The 20399-nt window shown below is 35.7% G+C and carries 17 protein-coding genes and 1 riboswitch; of the genes, 14 read left to right on the plus strand and 3 right to left on the minus strand.

Annotated features, from left to right (window positions below):
• Positions 1-36: 36 nt before the first annotated feature.
• From CW752_RS15430 to CW752_RS15480, 11 genes are all read left to right on the plus strand, one after another.
• A complete protein-coding gene (locus CW752_RS15430; RefSeq protein WP_101240592.1) occupies positions 37-447 on the plus strand; it encodes a very short patch repair endonuclease in 411 nt (136 codons plus the stop codon).
• Positions 448-1641: a DNA (cytosine-5-)-methyltransferase gene (gene dcm / locus CW752_RS15435; protein WP_101240593.1), complete on the plus strand. Its 1194-nt coding sequence runs from the start codon at positions 448-450 to the stop codon at positions 1639-1641. It begins immediately after the preceding gene.
• The gene (locus tag CW752_RS15440; RefSeq protein ID WP_101240594.1) at positions 1631-2806 is read left to right on the plus strand and encodes a type II restriction endonuclease; all 1176 of its coding nucleotides are present in this window, start codon (positions 1631-1633) and stop codon (positions 2804-2806) included. Before dcm ends, CW752_RS15440 begins: the two co-directional genes overlap by 11 nt.
• 108 nt (positions 2807-2914) lie before the next feature.
• A riboswitch (TPP riboswitch) is annotated at positions 2915-3011 on the plus strand.
• 57 nt (positions 3012-3068) lie between these two features.
• Positions 3069-3275, plus strand: coding sequence for a sulfur carrier protein ThiS (gene thiS, locus CW752_RS15445; RefSeq protein WP_101240595.1), 207 nt, complete (start codon positions 3069-3071; stop codon positions 3273-3275).
• A 24-nt stretch (positions 3276-3299) separates the two neighbouring features.
• On the plus strand, positions 3300-5111 hold the full coding sequence (thiC, locus tag CW752_RS15450; protein WP_101240596.1) for a phosphomethylpyrimidine synthase ThiC: 1812 nt from the start codon (positions 3300-3302) through the stop codon (positions 5109-5111).
• On the plus strand, positions 5108-5695 hold the full coding sequence (locus tag CW752_RS15455) for a thiamine phosphate synthase (RefSeq protein WP_101240597.1): 588 nt from the start codon (positions 5108-5110) through the stop codon (positions 5693-5695). Before thiC ends, CW752_RS15455 begins: the two co-directional genes overlap by 4 nt.
• The gene (locus CW752_RS15460) at positions 5671-6411 is read left to right on the plus strand and encodes a hydroxymethylpyrimidine/phosphomethylpyrimidine kinase (protein WP_101240598.1); all 741 of its coding nucleotides are present in this window, start codon (positions 5671-5673) and stop codon (positions 6409-6411) included. Before CW752_RS15455 ends, CW752_RS15460 begins: the two co-directional genes overlap by 25 nt.
• Before the next feature lie 258 nt (positions 6412-6669).
• A complete protein-coding gene (locus tag CW752_RS15465) occupies positions 6670-7284 on the plus strand; it encodes a thiamine phosphate synthase (RefSeq protein ID WP_101240599.1) in 615 nt (204 codons plus the stop codon).
• Positions 7281-8057 (plus strand): thiazole synthase, encoded by a 777-nt coding sequence (locus tag CW752_RS15470; protein ID WP_101240600.1) that lies wholly within the window; start codon positions 7281-7283, stop codon positions 8055-8057. The genes CW752_RS15465 and CW752_RS15470 overlap by 4 nt, the downstream gene beginning before the upstream one ends.
• Before the next feature lie 11 nt (positions 8058-8068).
• Positions 8069-9187, plus strand: a complete 1119-nt coding sequence (gene thiH, locus CW752_RS15475) for a 2-iminoacetate synthase ThiH (RefSeq protein WP_101240601.1) — start codon at positions 8069-8071, stop codon at positions 9185-9187.
• A 178-nt stretch (positions 9188-9365) separates the two neighbouring features.
• Positions 9366-10076, plus strand: a complete 711-nt coding sequence (locus CW752_RS15480; RefSeq protein WP_101240602.1) for a HesA/MoeB/ThiF family protein — start codon at positions 9366-9368, stop codon at positions 10074-10076.
• A 205-nt stretch (positions 10077-10281) separates the two neighbouring features.
• Here the strand turns inward: CW752_RS15480 and CW752_RS15485 are convergent, their stop codons facing one another.
• On the minus strand, positions 10282-12492 hold the full coding sequence (locus tag CW752_RS15485) for an outer membrane beta-barrel protein (protein WP_101240603.1): 2211 nt from the start codon (positions 12490-12492) through the stop codon (positions 10282-10284).
• Between the two features lie 275 nt (positions 12493-12767).
• Here CW752_RS15485 and CW752_RS15490 point away from each other — a divergent pair, with 275 nt between their 5' ends.
• A complete protein-coding gene (locus tag CW752_RS15490) occupies positions 12768-13049 on the plus strand; it encodes a hypothetical protein (protein ID WP_101240604.1) in 282 nt (93 codons plus the stop codon).
• A gap of 36 nt (positions 13050-13085) precedes the next feature.
• Positions 13086-13556 (plus strand): Hsp20/alpha crystallin family protein, encoded by a 471-nt coding sequence (locus tag CW752_RS15495; protein WP_101240605.1) that lies wholly within the window; start codon positions 13086-13088, stop codon positions 13554-13556.
• Positions 13557-13785: 229 nt separating this feature from the next.
• Here the strand turns inward: CW752_RS15495 and CW752_RS15500 are convergent, their stop codons facing one another.
• Positions 13786-16053: an aconitate hydratase gene (locus CW752_RS15500; RefSeq protein ID WP_101240606.1), complete on the minus strand. Its 2268-nt coding sequence runs from the start codon at positions 16051-16053 to the stop codon at positions 13786-13788.
• A 312-nt stretch (positions 16054-16365) separates the two neighbouring features.
• Positions 16366-19149, minus strand: a complete 2784-nt coding sequence (locus tag CW752_RS15505; RefSeq protein WP_101240607.1) for a bifunctional aconitate hydratase 2/2-methylisocitrate dehydratase — start codon at positions 19147-19149, stop codon at positions 16366-16368.
• A 290-nt stretch (positions 19150-19439) separates the two neighbouring features.
• Here CW752_RS15505 and CW752_RS15510 point away from each other — a divergent pair, with 290 nt between their 5' ends.
• Positions 19440-20210 carry a WG repeat-containing protein gene (locus tag CW752_RS15510; protein ID WP_228401809.1) on the plus strand — a complete coding sequence of 257 codons (771 nt, stop codon included), beginning with the start codon at positions 19440-19442 and terminating at the stop codon, positions 20208-20210.
• The last annotated feature ends 189 nt before the right edge of the window (positions 20211-20399 follow it).

The raw sequence follows: 20399 nt of genomic DNA on the forward strand, positions 1-20399 counted from the left end.
TTCTGTTTTGTCAATCAAATTTATAATTTTGTATTTATGGATGTTTTAACAAAAGAACAGAGACGAAAAAATATGCAAGCTATCAAGAGTAAGGGAACAAAAGATGAAATTCTCTTGGCTAAAACTCTATGGAAACTTGGATATCGTTATAGAAAAAATAATAAGTCTGTTTTTGGTAAGCCGGATCTCACATTCAAAAAGAATAAACTTGCAATTTTTGTAGATAGTGAATATTTTCATGGGAAAGACTGGGAAACTGAGAAATTTAGAATACAGACTAATAGAACTTTTTGGTGGAATAAAATTAAACAAAATATAAAACGTGATAAAGCTGTGAATGAAGAACTTTACAGACAAGGCTGGAAAGTTTTGAGATTTTGGAGCAAAGAAATTCGAAAAAATTTAGCATCTTGCATCAATAAAATAGAAGAAAACTTAAAAGAATAAATGACAACATACAGTGAAATAAAAGAAAGACTTAATATAAAGATTGACAGGCACTTAAATGACGGTTTTGCTGCTTTAACACATTATTGGCAAAATCATACAAATGGTGTCTCTCAATACTTTAAACCTTCTGCAAAAGAATATTTGCAAAAAGAAATTTTATCAACTGTAGAAGACTCGGAACAACTATATATTCCTTTTAAATTTGACGTTCCATTTCCACCCAAGACAGATTTTAAATTTAGATTTATTGACTTATTTGCTGGGATTGGTGGAATTAGGCTTGCATATCAAAATGTTGGAGGCAAATGTGTTTTTACAAGTGAATGGAATAACTTTGCAAAGAAAACGTATGAAGCCAACTTCGGAGAAGTACCATATGGAGATATAACCGGAATTAATGAAAATGACATCCCAGATCATGATGTTCTATTGGCTGGATTTCCCTGTCAACCTTTTTCAATTGCAGGAGTTTCTAAAAAAAATGCATTGGGAAGAAAACATGGTTTTTTAGATGAAACACAAGGGACATTATTTTTTGATATAGCAAGAATTATAGAGAAAAAAAAGCCAAAAGCTTTTATGTTGGAAAATGTAAAAAATCTTGTTTCTCATGATAAAGGGAAGACATTCAAGGTAATTAGAAATACATTGACTGAATTAGGCTATTCAATTTATTATCAAGTGTTGGATGCAAAGCATTTCGTTCCTCAACATAGAGAAAGAATTATTATTGTAGGATTTAGAAATGAATTTTTTAAAAAGAATGAAAGTTTTGAATTTCCAAAGTTGCCAAAATCCAAAGCAAAGATTAAAAATATTTTAGAAACAGACATTGATCCCAAGTATACTTTGTCTGATAAACTTTGGAATTATTTACAGGATTATGCCGCAAAACATAAAGCAAAAGGAAATGGTTTTGGTTTTGGATTAACTGATTTAGAAGGAATTTCCAGAACGATGTCTGCAAGATATTATAAAGATGGAGCTGAAATATTAATCCCACAAGAAAATTCTAATCCAAGAAGATTAACACCAAGAGAATGTGCCAGATTACAAGGCTTTCCAGATAAATTTATAATTCCAGTGTCTAATAATCAGGCTTATAAACAATTTGGAAATTCAGTTGCTGTGCCTTTAATTCAAGCTGTTGCAAAGCAGTTAGCAAAAACTTTAGAAGAAAATGGAAAATAGCATCTTAACTGAGGTTATCCAATCTGTTCAAAATTCTGATACTGCTTTTTCAAAATTTATTACTGCAAATGACGTTGGGGCAACAGGTGGGCATCAGTCAGGATTTCATATTCATAAAAACAGTTGGCAATTATTTTTTGATTCTCCCGGACAAAAAGGAGAAAATAAAGATAAGTTTATCACTATAAAATGGCAAAATAGTTTTGAAACTCAAAGTAGATTTATATATTATGGAGTTGGAACACGAAATGAATATAGGTTAACAAGATTTGGAAGAGAATTCCCGTTTCTGAAAGATAATAATATTGGTGATTTACTTGTTATTGTAAGAAAATATGATTATTATTATGAAGCTTTTATACTTCAAACTGATGAAGAAATTGAAGGTTTTTTAACTGCGTTAAATATTTCTACTACGGAAATAAATGGTATAATTCCTAAACAGTCTGAACCAACAGCTGAAGATAAACTTATAGAATGTTTTAATGCTTTTATCTCTACTTTATCGATGGATTTTCCTACTACCATGGAGCTGGCAAAAAGAGCAAGGAATTGTTATAACAGTGTATATAATGTAACTCCACAATTAATAAAAGCTAATCCCGATAAACAAATTCTACAATGGATAAATACTGAATTTCAACTTTTTAAAACATTAGAAAATAACAGATATTCCACAAGAATAAAAACACCATTCCTTTCTGTCGAAGAACTAATAGAAATTGCCAATACAATTTTGAATCGAAGAAAAAGTAGAGCTGGAAAATCATTAGAACATCATTTGAGTGAGATTTTTAAAACATTTGAATTAAAATTTGATACTCAGTCTATTACGGAGTTTAATAAAAAGCCGGACTTTTTATTCCCAAATATAGAGGCTTATCACAATCCAAGATATGATGAAGGTAAATTAATGGTTTTAGCATCAAAAACAACTTGTAAAGATAGGTGGAGACAAATATTGAATGAAGCGGATAGAATTAAAACCAAACATTTATTTACTTTACAACAAGGCATATCCAAAAATCAACTTGAAGAAATGTATAAGTATAATGTAAATCTTGTTGTTCCCAAATCATACTTGGATAGCTTTCCAAAAGAATTCAGAGAAAAAATCATGACTTTAGATACATTCGTGAAAAAAGTTCAACATAGTCAAGCGTAAATAAAGGATTTCAAGAATATATTAACTAGACCATCTCAACATCGAGATGGTCTTTTTGTTTAATATAAAATTCAATTTTGCCCATTCTGAAAAAATAACTAACTTCGTCCCATACTTTAGGGGTGTCTGTAATCAACAGACTGAGACTTTACCCTTTGAACCTGATCTGGATCATACCAGCGTAGGGAAAAGTAGATGACTTTTGCTGTACATTCTATTGTACAATAATAGCCATTCCTAAAGTGTATTTAAATTATTAGGAATGGAACTTATAATCAACCACACCCGAAAATCATTTGATGTACTTCCTGAAAATCTGGAAGCATTGCTGGCTATAGAGCTGCCTGGAAAAAGAAAAGGCATCGCTGTAGCTCTTAACAACCGTATTATTCCACTGTCCGCCTGGGCAGAAACCTTCCTCAGTAATAACGATTCAATTTTAATCATCACTGCCACTCAAGGCGGTTAATTCTCATATTTAATACCAATACTTATGGCTCACTCCATTACATGTTCGCCATTTCCGAACTCAAAGAAAATTTACGTTGAAGGAAAAATACATCCTATCAATGTAGCCATGCGTGAAATTCAGCTTAGCCCAACCAAACTTTCGAATGGAGGCTTTGAAGATAATGCTCCTGTTACCATTTATGATACTTCAGGTCCTTATACAGATGAAAATGCAACCATTGATATCCAGAAGGGGCTTCCAAGAATTAGAGAACAATGGATTCTTGATAGAAACGATGTTACCGTGCTTGAAGGAATTACTTCAGAATACGGGAAAGCCCGTCTGGCGGATCCTCGCCTTGATGAATTACGTTTTGCGTATGATCATCAACCGAAAGTGGCACAGGAAGGAAAAGAACTTACTCAGCTTTATTACGCGAGGCAAGGAATCATCACTCCTGAAATGGAATATGTGGCGATTCGAGAAAATCAAAGAATTGAACAGCTGGAATCTGTTTCTAAAGAAATGGCCTTTCAACATGCCGGACATAGCTTTGGTGCTAATACTCCTAAAAATAAAATTACACCGGAATTTGTAAGAGATGAAATTGCTGCCGGAAGAGCCATTATTCCGAATAATATCAACCACCCGGAAAGTGAGCCGATGATCATTGGAAGAAACTTTTTAGTAAAAATCAATGCCAATATTGGGAATAGTGCTGTTTCCTCAAGTATTGAAGAAGAAGTGGAAAAAGCAGTATGGGCTTGCCGATGGGGTGCCGATACGATTATGGACCTTTCTACCGGAAAGAATATTCATGAAACAAGAGAATGGATCATCAGAAACAGTCCGGTTCCGATTGGTACAGTTCCTATTTATCAGGCATTGGAAAAAGTGAAAGGGGTTCCTGAAGATTTGACGTGGGAGATCTTCAGAGATACTTTGATTGAACAGGCAGAGCAAGGTGTTTCTTATTTCACGATTCATGCCGGCGTTTTATTACGCTATATTCATCTGACAGCCAATAGAGTAACGGGAATTGTATCCAGGGGAGGATCTATTATGGCAAAATGGTGCCTTTTCCATCACAAAGAAAGCTTTTTATATACTCATTTTGAAGAGATCTGTGAGATTATGAAGAAGTATGATGTCGCTTTTTCTTTAGGAGATGGACTTCGTCCGGGATCTATTGCAGATGCCAATGATGCCGCTCAGTTTGCAGAACTGGAAACTTTAGGTGAACTAACCAAAATTGCGTGGAAGCATAATGTACAGGTAATGATTGAAGGGCCGGGCCACGTTCCGATGCATATGATCAAAGAAAATATGGATAAGCAGTTAAAGGAATGCCATGAAGCACCTTTTTACACTTTAGGACCTTTGACTACGGATATTGCGCCAGGTTATGACCATATTACTTCAGGAATAGGAGCGGCAATGATCGGATGGTTTGGCTGTGCAATGCTTTGCTATGTAACTCCAAAAGAACATTTAGGGCTTCCGAATAAAGACGATGTAAAGGTCGGAGTGATTACCTATAAACTGGCAGCGCACGCAGCAGATTTAGCCAAAGGACACCCCGGAGCGCAATATCGGGATAATGCATTGAGTAAGGCTCGATTTGAATTCAGATGGGAAGATCAATTCAATCTTTCATTGGATCCTGAAACGGCTAGAGCTTATCATGATGAAACACTTCCGGCGGAAGGTGCTAAAATTGCACATTTCTGTTCTATGTGCGGCCCGAAATTCTGTTCTATGAAGATTACACAGGAAATCCGTGAATCTGCAGAAAAAGGAATGCTGGATAAATCTCAAGAATTTATTGAAAAAGGAAAAGAAATTTATATATGATCCTTGTCATCACTCCTGAATTGATTGTCCCGAACGAAACAAAGCTTATTAATGAAATGTTTCAGGAAGGACTCGATTTGCTTCACCTCCGTAAACCTCTGACCAGCCGGAATGAAATGATTAAATTTATCACTCAGATTGATGAAGCCTTTCATTCACAGCTGGTATTACATACGCATTACGATTTTGGGAAAGAATTTAATATTTCAAGGTTTCATTTCAGGGAGATGGATAGAAGGGAAGAAACATATAAATCTTTTGCAAAAGAAAATACCATTTCAACTTCGGTACATAATATCAGAACATACAATACTTTGGAAAAAGAATGGGAATATGCCTTCATAAGCCCGTTCTTTCCGAGTATCTCCAAAAAAGGATATGGATTGGATTCTACCATAAAAGCAGAAATAACACATCGGAATAATCCGGACGTAAAGTTAATTGCCCTTGGAGGAATTGATCAGGATAATATTCATGAAGTTTTCGAATCAGAAGCAGATGGAGCAGCACTGTTGGGTGCCATCTGGGAAAGTGAAGAACCATTAAATGTATTCAAAAAATGCAGGAACGTCCTTATGTCATAAGTATTGCAGGCTTCGATCCCAGCGGTGGAGCAGGCTTATTATCAGATAGTAAAACCTTTGAACAGGCGAAAGTAATGGGACTTGGAGTGTGTACAGCATTGACATTGCAGACTGCTTCCAAATGTCTGAATTTAGAATGGCGGCCTATAGATGAAGTAACTGAAGCAATTCAGGTTTTGATGGAAAATTATCCCGTTTCAGCAGTGAAAATTGGAATAGTGAAGGATGCCGAATTTCTGGGTAAGATTGTAGAAACAGTTCAAAAAGGGAACCCTGAAATAAAAATTGTTTGGGATCCTGTTCTGAAAAGCACTTCAGAATTTAATTTTTTTGATCTTGAAACTCTATCTCAATTAAAAGATACGGTTAATAAACTCAGTTTGATAACTCCCAATTATAACGAATATACTGTTTTAAAGGAAAATAATCTTTTGCCGGATACCCGCCAATGCTCATTGCTGATCAAAGGAGGACATCGGGAAGATCATTTAGGAACAGATATTTTAGTCGAAAATAAAAAAGAAATTTTACTAATTCCGGCTGAAGACAATACAATCTATTTCCCTAAACACGGTTCCGGCTGTGTTTTATCCTCAGCCATTACGGCCGAACTTGCGAAAGGCGAAAATATGGAAACTGCCTGCCGAACCGGAAAATTATACATCGAAAAATTTTTAAAAAGCAATCCCTCTTTATTGGGAACACATTCAATATAGATAACTTGGATTCGAAAGAACAAAAAAGATTTCTAACCACAAAAGAAACAAAAGATATTAACACTTTAGTGATTTTAAGTGACTACTAAACACTTAATAAGAGCACTAAAGTTTTTTTGAAAATCTTTGATTTTCATCTTATGTGAACTTTTTATGCGGCCTCTTTACAATTACTAAAGTGCCCTAAAGTGTTTCAAATACAAAGCTTTTGTGCCTTTGTGGTTTAATGGGCTCACTAATAGGATACAGATATTAAATATGGAAAAATTACAATACATATCACAAGGCAATACGGAACAAGAACAAGAAATTAACATCCGTAAGGCTTTGGATAACGGAATAAAATGGATACAGGTCAGATGGAAAAATGCACCTGAAAATGAATTGATCAACCTTTGTGAAACGTCAAAACGACTTTGCTCAGAATATCAGTCAATATGCATCATTAATGATCATGTTCAGCTTGCAAAAAGTATAGATGCGGACGGAGTTCATTTGGGCCTTAATGATGGATCTATTGAAGAAGCAAGATTGATATTAGGAGATAATAAACTTATTGGTGGAACAGCAAATACAATATCTGACGTATTTCAAAGAATAAATGAACCTTGTGATTACATTGGTTTGGGACCTTTGAGATTTACTTCCACCAAAGAAAAATTAAGCCCAATTCTTGGTTTTGAAGGATACCGGGAAATTATTGATCAACTTCGTGAGAAATCAATATTAGTACCTAAAATATTTGCCATTGGAGGCGTTACACTTGAAGATATTCAATCTTTACAACAGATCGGTATCTATGGAATATCCATTTCGGGGCTGATCACTAAAGAACCATCCATTATTAATGAATTTAAAAAAGTAATGATATGAACAACCAAAAACTGATAATAGCAGACAGAACTTTTGATTCAAGACTGTTTTTAGGAACGGGAAAATTCGGAAGTCTTAGAGATATGACAACCTCCGTTGTTGCTTCGGAAACAAATATGGTAACCATGGCTTTAAAAAGAATTGATGCCCAATCTGCTGAAGACGATTTGTTAGATTCATTGAGAGAAACAAATGTTCACCTTCTTCCGAATACTTCAGGAGCAAGAACAGCGAAAGAAGCTGTATTGGCTGCGCAATTGGCCAGGGAAGCACTGGAAACAAATTGGGTAAAACTGGAAATTCACCCGGATCCGAAATACCTTTTGCCGGATCCTATTGAAACATTATATGCTACTGAAGAACTTGCCAAATTAGGCTTTATTGTAATGCCCTACATCCACGCTGATCCTGTTTTATGCAAACGCCTCGAAGATGTAGGAACAGCTGTGGTAATGCCTTTGGGTGCGCCGATTGGAACCAATAAAGGATTGAGAACATTGGATTTTTTAGAAATTATCATTAGCCAGAGTAATGTTCCGGTTGTAGTGGATGCCGGAATCGGAGCTCCTTCTGATGCCGCAAAAGCCATGGAAATGGGAGCAGATGCAGTACTGGTGAACACGGCGATTGCTGTAGCAGGAAATCCCGTTAATATGGCAATAGCTTTTAAAGAAGGAGTAATTGCAGGAAGAAGAGCTTTTGAAGCAGGATTAGGTGCTATTGCTAATCATGCGGAAGCCTCGAGTCCGCTAACTTCGTTTTTATTTGAGTAAAAATTAAAGGTATGAACAGCTTTAAAGATGTTTTTGAACAATATCAGTGGGATGAGATAAAAGCTAGGCTCAAAAAGATAAGTTTATCAGAGGTAAGAAATAGTCTTCAGAAAAAACATAAGACCATTGATGATTTTTTGATTTTGCTTTCACCGGCAGCTTCTCAGGAATTGGAGCTGATGGCTAAAATGACGCGATCACTTACCCAAAAACGTTTTGGAAAGACCATTCAACTATACGCTCCGTTGTACCTCAGTAATGAGTGTCAGAATATCTGTACTTATTGTGGATTCAGTTTAGATAATAATTTAAAGAGGAAAACACTTACCGATACAGAATTAATGGTTGAAGCTTCAGTCCTGAAATCAATGGAGGTGAATCATGTGTTATTAGTGAGCGGAGAAGCCAATAAAATTGTTGGAGTTCCTTATTTTCAGAATGCAGTCCGTTTATTAAAACCTCATTTTTCAAATATTTCTATTGAAGTACAGCCCTTAGTGGAAGAAGAGTACCAACTTCTTCATGAAGAGGGAGTACATTCTGTATTGGTGTATCAGGAAACTTACCATCAGGATGTGTATAAAGAATACCATCCGAAAGGTAAAAAGTCAAATTTTCATTTTCGTTTGGATACTCCGGATAGGATTGGGAGGGCGGGTATTCATAAAATCGGTCTTGGAGTTTTGTTGGGATTGGAAGATTGGAGGGTTGATAGCTTTTTCAATGCCCTTCATATCGATTATCTCCAAAAACAATATTGGAAAACTAAATTTTCAGTTTCTTTTCCAAGATTAAGACCTGCGGAAGGAATCATAGAACCCAACTTTATCATGGAAGATAGAGATTTACTGCAATTGATATGCGCTTACAGAATTTGGAATGAAGATTTGGAAATATCAATATCCACAAGAGAAAATGAAACATTCAGGAATCATATCGTATCATTAGGGGCTACAGCAATGAGTGCAGGGTCAAAAACGAATCCCGGTGGATATGCAGTAGATCAGGAATCTTTGGAGCAGTTTGAAACCAGTGATGATCGAAGTATGGAAGAGATTAGAAATATGATTAAAAAAGCAGGATATGATCCCGTGATGAAGGATTGGGATTCTGTTTACAGTGGGATGTAAGTTTTAAAACCATTAAACCCTTAAGAGTGATTAAGAAGTTAAGGTAAATCGCTTCGACTTCGCTCAGCGTGATAACACTACAACTAAATGCTTTATTTTGAGATGTCAGTCTGAGCGAAGTTGAAGACTTTAGGCGTGTAATATAAAAGAAAGTTCCTTAATAGCTCAATGAATAAGTATGCAAAAAGAAGATATTTTTAAAAGATACAGTCGACAGATATTTATTGATGAAATAGGTTTGGAAGGGCAAAAGAAAATTATGACCTCAAAAGTCCTTGTTATTGGAGCTGGCGGATTGGGTAGTCCTGTTATTCAATACTTAACGGCTGCCGGTGTAGGTACTTTAGCAGTAGCAGATTTTGATAAAGTTGAGCTTCATAACCTGAATCGACAAGTGATTCACAATGAAAATGGAATCGGAACATTAAAGGTGAAAAGTGCAGAAGTCTTTGTAAATAATTTGAATCATCAAGTTAACTTTATTCGAATTGAGCAGAAAGTTAATGAGCTGAACGCTGAAGAAATGCTCTCGCAATATGATATTATTGTAGATGGTTCTGATAATTTTTCAACAAGATATCTGGTGAATGATACCTGTGTAAAATTAAAGAAAACATTGGTATATGGAAGTATCTTAGGATTTTCAGGCCAGGTAGCTGTTTTCAATTATAAAGGAAGTAAAAATCTAAGAGATATATTTCCTGAACCTCCTTTTGATGAAAATATTCCGGATTGTGATAGTCTTGGTGTTTTGGGGGCTCTTCCAGGAATTGTAGGAAGTATGATGGCCCTTCAAACCTTGAAGATAATTACAGGTATACCTGTAATTGTCAATCAGTTAACCTTAATTGATGCGTTGAATTGGAGATTTCAAACCTTAGAGTTCTAAAGTGGATTAGATTCTTATTTCTCGAAGATCACACAGGTTTCGCAGATCTTAGTGTGGATGTGTTGTAGTTCTACGAAGAAAAAATCTGCGTTATCAGCTAAATCTGTGTGAGATCTCTTTGTGATCGGTATAAAATCAATAAAAATAAAAATGAGGCAGTGATACTATTACTGCCTCATTTTTGGTTATTAATCATTTAAGTCTATTATTGACCTTGCTGCATTACTCCTCCATTATCCTCTTTTTTCGTCTGATTTAAGATGTTTGGATCTTCCTTGGCCAGTTTATTTTTGGTAGGAATTTTATAATTGATAGAAATTCCAAAGTTTCTTGAATCATATTTGGATCTAAGCATCACACTTTCACCTGAAGGCGGATTAGAACTTACCTGCATCACTTGACCATTGAAAATATCATTAGCAAAAACTGAAACTGTAAGACGGTTGTTCATGAACTTTTTCGTCAGAGTGATATCTAAGTTATTGTTAAATGGTTTTTCAGCAGTAAAATAAAAATATCCTGCTTTGCGAGTCAGATAACTGTAATTAGCTGTCAATTTAATATCTTTTGGTAAAAGTAACTGAGTCATGATATTGAATATCCAGAAACCTTTATTGTTGAGGTTATCAATGTCATGTTTCTGGTATCCTGCATAAATGTACATGAAATTCATTTTGTCAGGATTGAAGTTAGACTTCATAATCTCACTTATTGATTTCGTGAAAATCTGGAACGGAACAGGAAGTCCAACATTGAAATTATGGATTTTCATATTGGAGATATTGATCTGTTCGTTGTAAAGATTTTTACCTTCTTTTCTGATAATCTGTGCTACCTGATTGCTGGCCGAGCTTACACTATATCCAATAAATGCATAATCGAAAGCAGAAATTTTCAACTCATAATTATCGAAAATAGTAGGCTGAAGATAAGGATTACCACTTATTTGAGTATTAGGGCCTGCAAATGTTGTGTTGTTCGGGTTTAAAGCCGAAATGCTTGGTAAACTGATCTTTCTATTATAATTGGCAGCAACATACACCTGATTCATCAGGTTGTATTGTACACTTGCATTAGGGAATAACTTAAACTTGTTAAAAGGGACAAGGTCTTTTTGTACAACGGTACCCAAGCTGTCTTTTCTTGTGATTCCATAAATATCATAGTTTTCAGCTCTGGCTCCTAATGTAAAATCAAACTTCTTTAATTTTGCTTGGAATTCTAAGTATGTAGAGGCTGTTTGTCTGTGATATTCCAGGTTTGTAAGGCCCTTGCTTTCGGTATCATAGTCCTGTCTCTCATACAAACCTCCGGCGCTTACTTTTCCTCCATCAAGTAATTTGATGGGCTGTGCATAGTCTACTTTGAAATTGGCAATTCTCATATCCGATTTATTATTGAGAAGATCATTTGCTCCAGGTTGGAAGAAAGGAGCTCCATCATCGGTAAAATTGCCTTTTCGGTAAAAATTATCTTGTAAGAATTTGCTATTTGATTTTGTATACCCTAGTTGGAAATCCAATTTTTGAGATTTGTCTGCAAAACGTTTTTGATACGTTACCACTGCTTCCTGTCTCAAGCTATTGGTGCGGGCAGCATCGGAAGATTCAAATATTGCTTCTCTGATGGTTGAAGAAGATGCAAGAATATCAGCAATACCTTTACTTAAAGTATAGTTATCATTATTATTGTGATAAATGTCGTAGTTCAATAATAACCTGTCTTGTCCCAGTTCAAAAGTTACTCCTGACTTTGCAAAATAACCTCGTCCATATCGATCCGTATTACTATTTAATAGATTATCCTGTTGAGTATTCATCATACTTTCACGATAATTTTGCCCAACGTTTAGTTGCCACCCGAATAGTTTATTTCTAGCATTTAGATTGATGGAATTGGTTGTTCTGTTTCTATACTTATCATAGTTGCTAAACGAATAATTTCCGGAATAAGTAGCTGTTAAATATTTATTGGCATTTTTATTTGTAATAATATTCATGATGGCCCCTCCGGATGTGGCAGGAAACTCTGCGCCTGGTTGGGTAACAACTTCAATTCTTTCGACGGAATTGGCAGGCATGCCCTCCAGAAAGGAGTTTAGCTCATTGGAAGTAATATTTAAAGGTCTTCCGTTAAGATATACATCCAGCATTTTTCCCTGATACATCATTCCTGCAATGTCTGTGGCTACGAGCCCGGGAAGTTTTTTAATACCTTCTAAAACATTTCCGTTATTAAGCTGAGGTTGTTCCGAAAAATCAAAAATAGTACGATCAGCTTTTTGTTCAACGGCTTTTTTAGTTTTGGTGATGACAACACCGTCAATTTGTTTTTCTTTTGGTTGATTATTGCTTTTTTCCTGTGAAAAAACGAACACAGAACTTATCAAAGATAAAGCGAATATAGTTTTTTTCATAATGTTTTTTACTACTAATCAGTTAGACGCTGAAAAATAAATTTTGTTACAAAATGTTGGATATAGAATTAATATTCTTTTAAAAAAGCCCTTATAGTAGGAATTTTAAGCCTTAAAATGCTGTTTGTTGTTTTTGAAATAAAAAAGTTTAAAGTAAAATAAAAAGAACTTTCGTCTTGTATCATGTAAGCAGTTGAATGTACAAACAATTATAAAAGTAAATCCGGATTTGCTTTATCTTACAAATAAACAATTAACATCTAATAAAGAATAAAATGAACGATAAAATAAAATTTATTCTGCCAAGGGTATTAGGACTAACGTTATTGGCAGGAGTAGCATTATTCATCTTATCAATAGTTTTTAAACTGTTGCTGGTTGGATTAGTCGTAGCCGGAATCGGAACATTGATCGCAAAAATTGTAGGGAAAAGAAGTAGAAAACAAATGAGATACGAAAACATTGAATATCTTCCTTATCACCATGATTTTCCGGAACAAAAATCTGTCTTTTCACAAATTTCTAAGGAAGACATGGGCATTATTCCAATACAATAATCAAGTTTAAAACAACACTATCAAATAATTAAAATTATGTATACACAAGATAATAATACACAAAATCCATTTAGTAAACATGGCCAATGTGGGCCGTTTGGAAGAAATGGCTTCGGAAAAAGATTTAAAGAACATTTCATGGCAGGTAATCATCCTTTTAAAGAAATGTTTGATAGAAAAATAAATACTTATAAGCCTGTAAATATTATAGAGAACGAAGATCACTTTACCGTACAGCTTTATGCTGCGGGTTTAGAGAAAGAACTTTTCAAAGTATCCGTGAAAGATCAGATTCTTATCATCTCTTACGCTCAGGAAGATAAGGTTTCAGACTCAAAAATCATTTATCAGGAATTTTATGTAAGTTCGTTTGAACGTAGATTTCAGCTGACAGATAAAGTTTTTGATGATCAGATTTCAGCGAAATATGAAAATGGTGTTCTAACTGTGATCTTAGCCAAAAATCCGGATAAAAACAAACCGGAACAAAAGGTGAATATCAACTAATATTACCAATCAATCAAACGTTATAGATTTCAATATTTATAACGTTTAGATTTACTTCTTCATAATCGATCTGCAAAACTTGCAAAACCTGCGAGAAATCTTAAGAAATTATTCTCACACAGATTTCGGAGATTAAGCAGATCTTTTTATGTTTTGACTAAAATTATAAAACAAAAAGACGACCTCAAAAGAAGTCGTCTTTTATTATTAATCGATCTAACAATTAATCTTATTTTTCTTGTTGTTTAATCAAGTTCAGGGCAGATCCGGCTTTGAACCAATCGATTTGCTGATCGTTGTAAGTATGGTTTGCCATGATGATATCTTTAGTTCCGTCTTTATGTACGAATTCTAATGTCAATTGTTTTCCTGGAGCAAACTGATCAAGATCTAAGAAGTTAACGGTGTCATCTTCCTGGATTTTATCATAGTCAGCCTCATTAGCAAAAGTAATTCCAAGCATTCCTTGTTTCTTAAGGTTCGTTTCGTGGATTCTTGCGAATGATTTTACCAATACAGCTTTTACCCCAAGATGTCTAGGTTCCATTGCGGCATGCTCTCTTGAAGATCCTTCACCGTAGTTTTGGTCTCCTACAACGATCGTTGGAACGCCAGCAGCTTTATAAGCTCTCTGTACGGCAGGAACTTCTCCATATTCACCCGTTAATTCATTTTTAACGTGGTTGGTTTCCATGTTGTAAGCATTTACAGCTCCAATTAACATGTTGTTGGAAATATTATCTAAGTGACCTCTGTATTTCAACCATGGTCCGGCCATAGAAATGTGGTCTGTAGTACATTTTCCAAAAGCTTTGATTAACACTTTTGCTCCTGTAATATTTTTACCGTCCCAAGCCGGGAATTCTTCTAACAACTGAAGTCTGTCTGAAGTAGGACTTACGTTTACAACCACTTTAGAGCCATCTTCAGAAGGAGCCTGATAACCATTGTCATCTACAGCAAATCCTTTTGCAGGAAGCTCAAAACCTTTAGGCTCATCCAATTTTACCTGTTCACCAGCTTCGTTGGTTAAAGTATCTGTAATTGGGTTGAAGTCTAATCTACCTGAAATAGCCACAGCAGCTACCATTTCTGGAGAAGCTACGAATGCGTGGGTATTTGGGTTACCGTCAGCCCTTTTTGCAAAGTTTCTGTTGAAAGAATGGATGATAGAGTTTTTCTCTCCTTTTTCAGCCCCTTCTCTGTCCCATTGTCCGATACAAGGCCCACAAGCATTGGTAAAGATTCTTGCGTTTTCAAATTTTCTGAATGAATCTAAGAAACCGTCTCTTTCCGCTGTGAATTTCACCTGCTCAGAACCTGGGTTAATTCCTAAAATTGCTTTAGGCTTTACTCCTTTTGATACAGCATCTTCTACGATAGAAGCCGCTCTTGATAAATCTTCATATGAAGAGTTGGTACAAGAACCGATCAATGCCCATTCAACTTCTAATGGCCATCCGTTCGCTTCAGCTTTGGCTCTGAATTCAGCAACTGGAGTCGCCAAGTCCGGAGTGAAAGGTCCGTTTAAATGAGGTGTCAATTCTGAAAGGTTGATTTCAATTAATTGATCGAAATATTGTTCAGGGTTAGCATATACTTCAGCATCACCTGTTAAGTGTTCGGCAATTTTATCCGCTGCGTCTACAACATCTTGTCTTCCGGTTGCTGATAAATATCTTCTCATGGAATCATCATATCCGAAAGTAGAAGTTGTAGCTCCGATTTCGGCTCCCATATTACAGATGGTACCTTTACCTGTAGCAGATAAAGATTCCGCTCCTTCACCGAAATATTCTACGATGCATCCGGTTCCTCCTTTTACGGTAAGGATTCCTGCTACTTTTAAGATAACATCTTTAGCAGAAGTCCAGCCGTTCATTTTACCGGTTAATTTAACACCGATAAGTTTAGGCATTTTAAGTTCCCAGGCCATTCCGGCCATTACGTCTACTGCATCAGCGCCTCCTACACCAATAGCAACCATTCCTAGTCCGCCGGCATTTACCGTGTGAGAGTCTGTACCTATCATCATTCCGCCAGGGAAAGCATAGTTTTCCAATACAACCTGGTGAATGATACCGGCACCCGGTTTCCAGAATCCAATTCCATATTTATCACACACCGAACTTAAAAAGTTGAATACTTCAGAGTTTTTGTTGATACCTTCCTGTAGATCTTTATCAGCGCCTACTTTTGCCTGGATCAAGTGATCCGCGTGAGCCGTGGAAGGAACAGCTACTTTAGATTTTCCTGCCTGCATGAATTGTAAAAGTGCCATTTGTGCTGTTGCATCCTGCATGGCAACTCTGTCCGGTGCGAAATCTACATAAGAGTTTCCTCTTTCATGTGCTTGTGTTGCATTTCCTTCCCAAAGGTGGGTATAAAGGATTTTTTCTGAAAGGGTAAGAGGTTTTCCCACAACTTGTCTTGCCGCAGCAATTCTTTCCGGGTAACGCTCATATACCTTTTTGATCATATCAATATCAAAAGTCATATTAATGTAATTTTATTCTTTTTCAATAGGTTACTTTCCCTGTATGAGAGAGAAAACGTAATTTACTTACATCAAAAAACGTTCCTATAATCCATAAACAGGGATAATTTTGATCTTAAAATCAAGTGATTTTATCACTTTCAATTTAAGAAAAAATAGATTCTATTTTCTCGGTTTTTTCGGGAAAAAATTGTATTTCACTTAAAATAGAATGATTCTAAACAAAAGAACGAAAGATTTTAAATCCTTAAAGGACTAAAATCTTTCATTCATATAATTTTCAACAGTCTTTCGACCTATGTTTCAATTGTATTAGTGAGCGCTTGTACTTGTTAATTCTTTGATAGAAGGTACAAAAGTAGTAAGGTCAATTCCTTCAACAGCTGCTTTATATTCTTCGATGCTTGGAATTCTTCCGATGATCGCAGAAAGAACAACTACAGGTGTTGAAGCCAATAAAGACTCTCCTTTTTTACGTTCAGAATCTTCTACAACTCTTCCTTGGAAAAGACGTGTTGAAGTAGCTAAAACAGTATCTCCTTTCGCTGCTTTTTCCTGGTTACCCATACAAAGGTTACATCCAGGACGCTCAAGGTACATTACATTTTCATATTGTGTACGAGCTTCACCTTTTGGAGCATTGTCATTAAATTCAAAACCTGAATATTTCTCTAATAATTCCCAATCTCCTTCAGCTTTTAACTCATCAATAATGTTGTAAGTAGGAGCTGCTACAACCAGAGGAGCGCTGAATTCTACTTTACCATTTTGTTTTTCAAGGTTTCTCAACATCTGAGAAACGATCTTAAGGTCTCCTTTGTGAACCATACAAGATCCTACGAAACTAAGGTCTACTTTTTTCTCACCACCATAGTAAGAAAGATCTCTGATGGTATCGTGAGTATATCTCTTAGAAACATCATCATTGTTTACATCCGGGTCAGCAATCATAGGTTCTACGATTACGTCAAGATCTACAACAACTTCAGCGTAATATTTAGCATTAGCATCTGGAGTAAGCGCTGGTTTTTCACCTGACTTGATCTCTTCAATTCTCTTATTAGCTTTGTCAATTAATCCCTGAAGAACTTTGTTGTGGTTATCCATTCCTTTGTCGATCATGATCTGAATTCTGCCTTTAGCAATTTCCAATGATTCGATTAGAGTGTTGTCTTCAGAAATGTTGATAGACGCTTTTGCCTTCATTTCAGCAGTCCAGTCTGTAAATGTGAATGCCTGGTCAGCAGGAAGAGTTCCAATGTGAACCTCAATGATTCTTCCCTGGAATACGTTCTCTCCTCCGAATTGCTTCAACATCTGAGCCTGAGTAGCGTGAACCACATCACGGAAATCCATGTGAGGCTTCATTTCACCTTTGAACGTTACTTTTACAGATTCCGGGATTGGCATTGAAGCTTCACCAGTCGCTAATGCAAGAGCAACCGTTCCAGAGTCAGCTCCGAAAGCAACACCTTTAGACATTCTTGTGTGAGAGTCACCACCAATGATGATCGCCCACTCGTCTACAGTGATATCGTTAAGAACTTTGTGAATAACGTCAGTCATTGAGTGGTATTCACCTTTCGGGTCACGAGCTGTGATCAAACCGAAGTCGTTCATGAATTTCATTAGCTTAGGAATGTTAGCCTGAGCTTTTTTATCCCAAACTGAAGCCGTGTGGCATCCTGATTGGTATGCACCGTCAACAACTGGAGAAATTACAGTAGCAGCCATGGATTCAAGCTCCTGAGAAGTCATAAGACCTGTCGTATCCTGAGAACCAACAATGTTTACCTGTACACGAACGTCAGAACCAGCATGTAATACTTTTCCTGGTGTAGTTCCTACAGCGTTTCTGTTGAAGATTTTTTCAACGGCTGTAAGACCTTGTCCTTCGTGTGAAATTTCTTTTGATGGAGCAAAAACAACCGGAGCTTCTACTCCTAAAGTCTGTGCTGCAAATGTCTGTAACTTCTTACCAAATACGATTGCGTAAGATCCTCCAGCCTTGATGAATTCCATCTTTTGTGGAGTGAAAGACTTCGTAAGGTCAATCAGTTCCTGATCTCCGTTATATAATTTCTTTTCTTTTGTATTAATAGTTAAAACAGTTCCTGTAGCTACAGAATAAGCCTCTTCAAGAACGATGTCTCCATTTTCGTTACGAACAGGGTTTCCGTTTTCGTCAACTTTCTTCACCCAGTTCTTAAGGTCAACACCAATACCTCCGGTAACATCAACTGTAGTAAGGAAGATTGGAGAAATACCGTTTGTTCCTCCTACAATTGGAGCAATGTTTACAAATGGTACATAAGGACTCGCTTGTTTACCAGTCCATAAAGCCACGTTATTTACCCCTGACATTCTGGATGAACCTACACCCATTGTTCCTTTTTCGGCGATAAGCATGACGCTTGCATCAGGATGTTGTGCCTGTAAAGCTTTGATTTCTTCCTGAGCTTCAGGAGTAATCATACATTTACCGTGAAGTTCACGGTCTGATCTTGAGTGAGCCTGGTTACCCGGAGAAAGCAAATCGGTAGAAATGTCTCCTTCACCGGCGATATAAGTAACTACTTTGATTTCTTCAGCTACTTCAGGCAGTTTAGTGAAGAATTCAGCTTTTGCGTAGCTTTCTAAAATTTCTTTAGCGATTGCATTTCCGCTGTTGTATGCCTCTTTTAAACGGTTCGTGTCCGCTTCATAAAGGAAAACCTGAGTTTTAAGAACTTCTGCAGCTTGTTGAGCAATGGCAATATCGTTACCTAAAGCTAAGTCTAATAATACTTCGATGGATTTACCTCCTTTCATATGAGATAATAATTCGAAAGCAAAAGCTTGTGAGATTTCTTCTACTACGGATTCACCTAGAATGATCTCTTTTAAAAATTTAGCTTTTACACCGGCTGCACTTGTCGTACCTGGAAGGGTGTTGTAGATGAAAAACTTAAGAGAGTCTGCTCGATCTGCATTACCAGTGTCTTTGATTTGTGCGATGATTTCGCTTAGTAATTCAGCACCATCAATTGGCTTTGGATGTAGCCCCTGGCTTTTTCTTTCTTCAATCTCTTTAATGTAATCCTTATAAATATTCATAATAGAAGTCTTTCAATATTAAAGGTAGAATATTCGCTGTTCTTTACGGGTCTGTATAAATACAATTAATGACATTTTGAGATCTCGCATGTTGATGCAACATTAACCCAATAAGGTCAGCATAATCTACACTCTTTTTTAAAAGTTTTTTAAATTATTAAACAATTCAAAATGTTCCCCAAAATTACGAAATTTTACTATTTTATGAGAATGAATTTATTTAGATTCTTTATAAATATGAATTTGATAATTTCTATTTTTGGCCGTAATTTTGCAGACAAATGATGAATATGAAAAATATCCTGAATGTTTTATGCGTTTTTATTTCTGTTTTTGTTTTATCACAGACCAAAGCTGTGAAGAAAATTACTATTAAAAATGTTGCGAAAACCAGTATAAAAAAGGGAGATGGAACGGTTAAAACAAATCCTGATTTAGTAACGATCAACAAGGAACTTCCCGTTTTGATTCCTAAGAAAAAAGATGGGAAATTCGGATATGTTAATCAAAAAGGAAAATTCATTATCCAACCGGAATATCATATTGCCGTATTTTTTTATGAAGATTGTAATCTTTTGAACTCCCCTAATGAAAAAGTTAGAAAATTTGGAACTAAAAACTATGCGACAGTAGAAAAAGATATGATCTCTTACAGGATTGATCATACAGGTAAAAGAGTCTATCAATTCAAAGATTCGGATTTTGGAAAATGTAAATTTGAAGAATACAAACAGCAGCTGTTTCAAGCTTATGTCTTGAATGGCTTTTACGGAGTTATCGAAAAATCAAAATTTGTAAATGAGGCGGATTATAGACAATTTCAGATTTATCCCCAGTATCAGTACCTCTACATTATGGAAGGAGATGATGTTTCCAATCCGATGATTGTAGTGTCCAATAATGATAAATTTGGAGTGATTGATGTGCATAACAATATTATTATTCCTTTTGAATATTCTAATATCAAAAGAAATTTCAGCTGGAAATTAGGTAAGATGTTTGAAGTGACAAAAGACGGAAAAGAATATTATTACATTGACGCACACAATAAAACATATTAGGAAATGGGGAATAGAGTAATATTTTTAATAACTCAAATTTTTTGTCATATTTTCTATTCGTTCTATTCCTTTTCATATACCACATTTACAGCATTTTGAGTTATGAATCCTGTTTTCCTACATCTCATATATTTTTTGTAATTTTGTGATTGAAATAAAGGGGTGCTTTAACAGGCTGAGATTATACCC

The organism is Chryseobacterium sp. PMSZPI (assembly GCF_002835665.1).
Classification (GTDB): domain Bacteria; phylum Bacteroidota; class Bacteroidia; order Flavobacteriales; family Weeksellaceae; genus Chryseobacterium.

Coding starts and splice junctions, on each gene's coding strand:
- CW752_RS15430 (WP_101240592.1), top strand. CDS start 37: ATGGATGTTTTAACAAAAGAACAGAGACGAAAAAATATGCAAGCTATC.
- dcm (WP_101240593.1), top strand. CDS start 448: ATGACAACATACAGTGAAATAAAAGAAAGACTTAATATAAAGATTGAC.
- CW752_RS15440 (WP_101240594.1), top strand. CDS start 1,631: ATGGAAAATAGCATCTTAACTGAGGTTATCCAATCTGTTCAAAATTCT.
- thiS (WP_101240595.1), top strand. CDS start 3,069: ATGGAACTTATAATCAACCACACCCGAAAATCATTTGATGTACTTCCT.
- thiC (WP_101240596.1), top strand. CDS start 3,300: ATGGCTCACTCCATTACATGTTCGCCATTTCCGAACTCAAAGAAAATT.
- CW752_RS15455 (WP_101240597.1), top strand. CDS start 5,108: ATGATCCTTGTCATCACTCCTGAATTGATTGTCCCGAACGAAACAAAG.
- CW752_RS15460 (WP_101240598.1), top strand. CDS start 5,671: ATGCAGGAACGTCCTTATGTCATAAGTATTGCAGGCTTCGATCCCAGC.
- CW752_RS15465 (WP_101240599.1), top strand. CDS start 6,670: ATGGAAAAATTACAATACATATCACAAGGCAATACGGAACAAGAACAA.
- CW752_RS15470 (WP_101240600.1), top strand. CDS start 7,281: ATGAACAACCAAAAACTGATAATAGCAGACAGAACTTTTGATTCAAGA.
- thiH (WP_101240601.1), top strand. CDS start 8,069: ATGAACAGCTTTAAAGATGTTTTTGAACAATATCAGTGGGATGAGATA.
- CW752_RS15480 (WP_101240602.1), top strand. CDS start 9,366: ATGCAAAAAGAAGATATTTTTAAAAGATACAGTCGACAGATATTTATT.
- CW752_RS15485 (WP_101240603.1), bottom strand. CDS start 12,492: ATGAAAAAAACTATATTCGCTTTATCTTTGATAAGTTCTGTGTTCGTT.
- CW752_RS15490 (WP_101240604.1), top strand. CDS start 12,768: ATGAACGATAAAATAAAATTTATTCTGCCAAGGGTATTAGGACTAACG.
- CW752_RS15495 (WP_101240605.1), top strand. CDS start 13,086: ATGTATACACAAGATAATAATACACAAAATCCATTTAGTAAACATGGC.
- CW752_RS15500 (WP_101240606.1), bottom strand. CDS start 16,053: ATGACTTTTGATATTGATATGATCAAAAAGGTATATGAGCGTTACCCG.
- CW752_RS15505 (WP_101240607.1), bottom strand. CDS start 19,149: ATGAATATTTATAAGGATTACATTAAAGAGATTGAAGAAAGAAAAAGC.
- CW752_RS15510 (WP_228401809.1), top strand. CDS start 19,440: ATGAAAAATATCCTGAATGTTTTATGCGTTTTTATTTCTGTTTTTGTT.